A 5,648-nucleotide genomic window follows, 5' to 3' on the forward strand; every position below is an offset into this window, starting at 1 on the left:
AGTCAACGTCTAGGTAAAAACGGCATACTCTGTCTTTTAAGCGGGAGGGGAATATCACCCCTCCCGCTTGTTTATCAATAATTTTTTCACAATTTCCTGCTATAATAAAATCAATACTCCATACAGGAAGAGGCAATGAAAAAACTTTTCAAAAATTTCTTCGGTCTGTTTATTTCAATCAGTCTGGTTCTGTCCATGTTGCTGGCACAGGGCTGTGACATACTTCAGGATTTCAGCAATTCCCCTGAAGACAACACTCAAAACCAAACTAATACTCAAAACCTGCCAGACCAAAGTGATGAAATCGGCAGTGTACCAAGTCCTGTCAATTTCGTAAATGCGGTAAAGGCCGTAAAACCTTCGGTAGTATCTATAAATGTTGAACTGGTCACCCGTGATATTTTCGGGCGGACAATAGTAGAGCAAGCCGCCGGCTCAGGCTGGATTATAGATTCAAACGGTATTATCGTAACCAATAACCATGTAGTGGAAGACGCCACCAGCATCACGGTAACGCTGGATGACGGGCGTACCTTTAATTCGGTAGCTGTACGTACTTACCCTGCCAATGATCTGGCGGTAATAAAGATAAATGCCACCAATTTACCCGCAGTCAAACTGGGAGATGCCTCCAAACTGGCAGTAGGCGAACCGGTGGCCGCCATCGGCAATGCTCTGGGCATGGGTATTTCCATGACCGGGGGCTGGGTAAGCCGTTTGAATACTACCGTTGAGTTCAGTGATACCGAAAGCCTGACCGGACTGATAGAAACTGATGCCGCCATAAATCCGGGTAACTCCGGCGGTCCGCTGGTTAACTATCAGGGTGAGGTAATAGGCATCACCAGCGCTAAAATACAAGAGGTAGGCGTGGAGGGCATTGGCTATGCTATCAGCCTGTATATAGCTTTGCCCATTATCAATAACCTTATCTCCCAGTTGCCGGCTTGAGCAAGACAATGAAAAAGAAACTACATTTATTCAGCCTGTTTCTTTGTATCCTGATTGCCACTGCTGCTTTTAGTGCTGGTGGCTGTGATTATCTGTCCCAGCCCATAAACACTGATAATTCAGACCATACCCCTAATACCTCTACCCCACTGGATGAAAACTGGAAATTTCCCTCTCCTCAGCAGAACCTGCCCGAACTGGCAAACTATGCCTTAGTGGTTGCCAGAGTAAAACCGGCAGTGGTAGCGGTAGACGTGGAATATATAACCCAGGATATATTCGGCCGCCAGACTGTGGCCATAGCCTCAGGTTCAGGTTTTATAATAGACCCCAGCGGTTATATCATTACTAATAACCATGTAGTTGAAGGCGGAAGCACTGTAACCGTAACCCTCTCAGACAACCGCACCTTTACCGCCAGCCGTGTTGTGACAGATTCGCGTACAGACCTGGCCGTAATCAAGGTGGATACCCTGGGGGAGGAGTTGCCTTTTGTGTATATAGGTGATTCATCCGCTCTGGAGGTGGGTGAACCGGTAGCGGCCATCGGGAATGCCCTTGGTCTGGGAATAACCATGAAAGGCGGCTGGATAAGCCGTCTGGATGCCCAGATAACCGTTGACCAAAGTGTAACCCTGTACGGATTGATAGGTACAGATGCGGCCATAAACGAAGGTAATTCCGGAGGCCCTCTGGTAAATATGGCCGGTGAAGTTATCGGCATTACTTCTGCCAAAATTGTGGAGGTGGGAGTGGAAGGCGTGGGTTACGCCATAAATATAAACTCCGCCCGCACTTTTATTGAAGAACTGGTAAACAAAGGATATATTACCCGTCCCTTCATGGGGGTAATAGGCATACTGACCGTAGATGCAGCCATCCAGTCTTATTTCAAGCTGGGCATAGATAAAGGCGTGCTGTTACGGGGTGTAGCTGAAAACGGACCTGCTGAGAAAGCCGGACTTAAGGCTAATGACGTTATCCTGTCAATAAACGGCCAAGCAGTACTTACTGATGAAGAACTGATACTGGCTATTCACGGTAAAAAGGTAGGGGATAAAATAGAAGTCAGCTATTTCCGGGACGGAGTAACCAGTACCGTAACCCTGATACTGGCTGAAACTCCGCCACCGGAAAGCTAGTTTTGTAGTCCTTTAGCGTACCACCCACAAACTTAAGGGGTGGCCGTCAATATCCAGACTTTCGGTATACGCTCCTTCAGGGGCGTTTCCGTTTACAATCTGGTTGGAAAGAGTTTCTTTCTTTATGTACTCGGCATGCGTCCGGATAACACTTTCCAGATATTCATCCGCCTGATAATGGGTATTTATATAATCTGCAATCTCAAATTCGGCAGATTTCCGCATGGTTTGCAAACGGTGGACAATCTCACGGGCAGAACCTTCAGCCAGCAGTTCAGGTGAAAGCCCGGTATAGACCGCTACCGTATATGCCCCTTCGGTACTGGCGGCATAATTTTCCTGAGGGATAGCTGTACCCGGTTCTTCCGCTACCAGTGCCTTTACATTAAGCTCTTCCAGCACTTGCTCAGCCAGACGCATAAGCCCGGTTCTTTCCGCAGGTGAAGAAAGAACTACCCGCACTTCTGCCAGCGGTTGGCGTACCTTGAGCGCCGCCTTGCTGCGGGCAGAACGCCCCATACTGGAAACCTTCATTACCAGACGGATCTCATTGTCCAGCTGTTCGTCTATAAGAGCCTTATCCGCTACCGGGAAATCCGTAAGGTGTACACTTTCCAAAGCGGACTGGTCTACCAAAAGCACCAAGTTCTGGTACAGTTCCTCCGCCACAAAGGGTGTAAAGGGAGCCAGCAGTTTGGAAAGTGTAACCAAACAGGTATACAGCGCCTGATAGGCCGAAAGTTTATCGGCATCATTTTCACTCTTCCAGAAACGGCGGCGGCTGCGGCGTACATACCAGTTGGAAAGATATCCCACAAAATCTTCAATCCGCCGTCCGGTTTGAGTGGGATCATAATTATCCAGCCCTTTGTCTACGTCCAGTACCAGCTGGTTAAGCTCGGATAAAATCCATCTATCCAGTTCGGGTACTTCACCGGCCAGATATTTTTCAGAAGGTGTAAAGTTATCTATATTGGCATAAGTAACAAAAAATGAATATATGTTCCAAAGCATCAGCAGGAACTGGCGGGTTACCTCACCTACCAGTTTCTCTGAAAAGCGTCGGGCATTTCCGGGCGGCGCTGCGGTATAGAAATACCAGCGGACAGCATCTGCCCCGTATTTATCCAGCACAGCAGCGGGCTGGATAACATTATTTTTGGACTTGCTCATTTTCTCGCCGCGTTCGTCCAGTATATGCCCCAGACAGATTACGTTCTGATAACAGGGGCGGCCGAATATCAGGGTAGAAATGGCATGCAAACTGTAAAACCAGCCCCGTGTTTGGTCTACAGCCTCGCAGATGTAGTCAGCCGGGAAACGCCCGTCACTGGCAATAGTCCGGCTTTCAGGCTCAAAGGGGTAATGATACTGGGCAACAGGCATAGCGCCGGAGTCATACCAGCAGTCCATAACCTCGGTAACCCTTTTCATGTTGCCGCCGCATTTGGCGCAATCATAAGTCCATTCATCTGCATACGGGCGGTGGATATCCAGTTTTTCCTGCATGCCTTTAAAATTCGGCTTGGCTTTTAGTTCGTCAATCCCACCCACACACTCGGTCTGGCCGCACTTCTCGCACCGCCAGATGGGTACAGGCGTTCCCCAGTAACGTTCACGGGAGAAAGCCCAGTCAATATTATTTTCCAGCCAATCTCCAAAACGACCGTCTTTGATATGTTCGGGATACCAGTTTATCTGCTGGTTGCCCTTTATCAGTTCATCCCTGACTGCGGTAGTCCGTATGTACCAGCTCTGCTTGGCGTAATAAATAAGCGGAGAATCACACCGCCAACAAAAGGGGTAGGTATGGTGCATGCGTTCATTACGGAACATAAATCCCCGCTCTTTGAGGTTACGGGAGATATACTTATCAGCTTCTTTGACAAATTTGCCGGCAAACGGATAGTTACCGGTTATCCTGCCCTGTAAATCTACGTGGTGGACAAATTTCAGCCCGTATTTAACCCCGGATTCATAGTCCAGTTCGCCATAGGCAGGGGCAGTATGGACTATACCCGTTCCGTCATCCATAGATACATAACTGGTGGTTATCACAGGGTATGCCAAGGGCTCAAGAGCATCTATTTCAGAGTTATCCTGCATATTTTTTACAGATATGCCGAATTCACGCGGGTCAAACAGAGGTTTGTAGGTAAGCCCTTTCAGGTCACTGCCCAAACACTCCCCCACTATGGGGTTTTCTGTCAGTTTCAGGCTGGATAAACGGGGCTTAGCCAGTACCATATAGTAGTCTGCCATATCCAGTATGGCATATTCATCTGTGGCTGATACAGCCAGAGCGGTGTTGGCGGGTAAAGTCCAGGGCGTAGTAGTCCAAGCCAGCAGATACAGCGGTTTGTCAGACGGGTTAACCCACTTCTGCCCCAAACCTGTCTGTGCCAAACTCTCATGGTTTATTTCAAACTTAACAAACACCGAAGGGTCTTCGGTATTATCTTTATATCCTTGAGCCACCTCGTGAGAGCTTAGGGAAGTACCGCAACGCGGGCAATGAGGGGTAACCCGATGTCCCTGATAAACCAGCCCCTTATCCCACATCTGCTTGAGCGCCCACCAGCCGCTCTCTATATATTTGTTATCCATGGTTATATAGGCATTATCCAAATCCACCCAGTATGCAATCCGTTCGGTCAGTTTGTTCCATTCGGACACATATTTAAAAACACTGGAACGGCAACGGGTATTAAACTCGGCAATGCCATATTTTTCAATATCATTTTTACTGGTAAAACCCAGCTCTTTTTCCACCTCAAGCTCAACCGGCAGGCCATGTGTATCCCAGCCGCCAATCCGCGGTGCATAATAACCCTTCATAACCTTGTAGCGGGGTATCACATCTTTAAAAACCCGCGAAAGCACATGGTGAATACCAGGACGGCCATTAGCAGTGGGGGGCCCTTCGTACAGAGTAAAACGTTTGCCGTCACGGCGGTTTTCAATACTCTTTTTAAAGATGCCCTTATCCTGCCAAATTTTCAGGATTTCTTCCTCCATCTGGGGGAAGTTTTGTCTGGGATTCACAGCCTTAAACATTTATCACCTCTTAAAAAAGAAAATCCCGTCCTTATCAGGGACGGGACTAAATAAGCCCGCGGTACCACCCCGCTTCCCCTGCTTTCAAGCAGAGGCTCTCTTGTGGGCACTAACATGCCCCGCCCCTTATAACGGGTGGCGAACCCGGCCAGGTCTACTCAGCCTGAAGGCTTTTTGGCTGGCGGCTCAGGAGTGATTTTCGGGATACCAGCGCAAAGTTCTGCTTTCACCGTACCAGACTCGCTTCTGCCCCGCAGATAACCTACTCTTCTCCGTCACTGCCTTTTGTAAGGTTTATTGTACTATTCTTTTAAGACTACCACAACTTTTCTGGATTCGCCAAAGCCAACGCTCTGGGTAGTTACTTCTTCATCTTCAGCCAAAGCCAGATGAATAATCCGCCGTTCATAGGCAGGCATAGGCTCAAGTGAAAAAGGCATCCGCCGCAGCTTGACCTGTTCGGCAGTTCTCCAAGCCAAAGTCTGAAGCGAGCTCAAG

Annotated in this window: 4 protein-coding genes; 2 read left to right on the forward strand and 2 right to left on the reverse strand. The window is 48.4% G+C overall.

Features of this window, described 5'->3' with window-relative positions:
- Window positions 1-135: 135 nt before the first annotated feature.
- Together WC259_RS07360 and WC259_RS07365 are read left to right on the forward strand one after the other, a co-directional pair.
- Complete coding sequence (locus WC259_RS07360; protein ID WP_011309472.1) at window positions 136-951, forward strand: S1C family serine protease; 816 nt, start codon at window positions 136-138, stop codon at window positions 949-951.
- Between the two features lie 8 nt (window positions 952-959).
- Window positions 960-2,093, forward strand: coding sequence for a S1C family serine protease (locus WC259_RS07365; RefSeq protein ID WP_061977304.1), 1,134 nt, complete (start codon window positions 960-962; stop codon window positions 2,091-2,093).
- Between the two features lie 12 nt (window positions 2,094-2,105).
- On the opposite strand, the gene ileS is transcribed toward WC259_RS07365, so the two are convergent.
- Complete coding sequence (gene ileS, locus WC259_RS07370) at window positions 2,106-5,150, reverse strand: isoleucine--tRNA ligase (RefSeq protein ID WP_372643959.1); 3,045 nt, start codon at window positions 5,148-5,150, stop codon at window positions 2,106-2,108.
- A gap of 302 nt (window positions 5,151-5,452) precedes the next feature.
- The coding region (locus tag WC259_RS07375) for a R3H domain-containing nucleic acid-binding protein (protein WP_372643962.1) at window positions 5,453-5,648 on the reverse strand (196 nt) is incomplete at its 5' end.

It is taken from the genome of Dehalococcoides sp. (genome assembly GCF_041654235.1).
GTDB lineage: Bacteria > Chloroflexota > Dehalococcoidia > Dehalococcoidales > Dehalococcoidaceae > Dehalococcoides > Dehalococcoides mccartyi_B.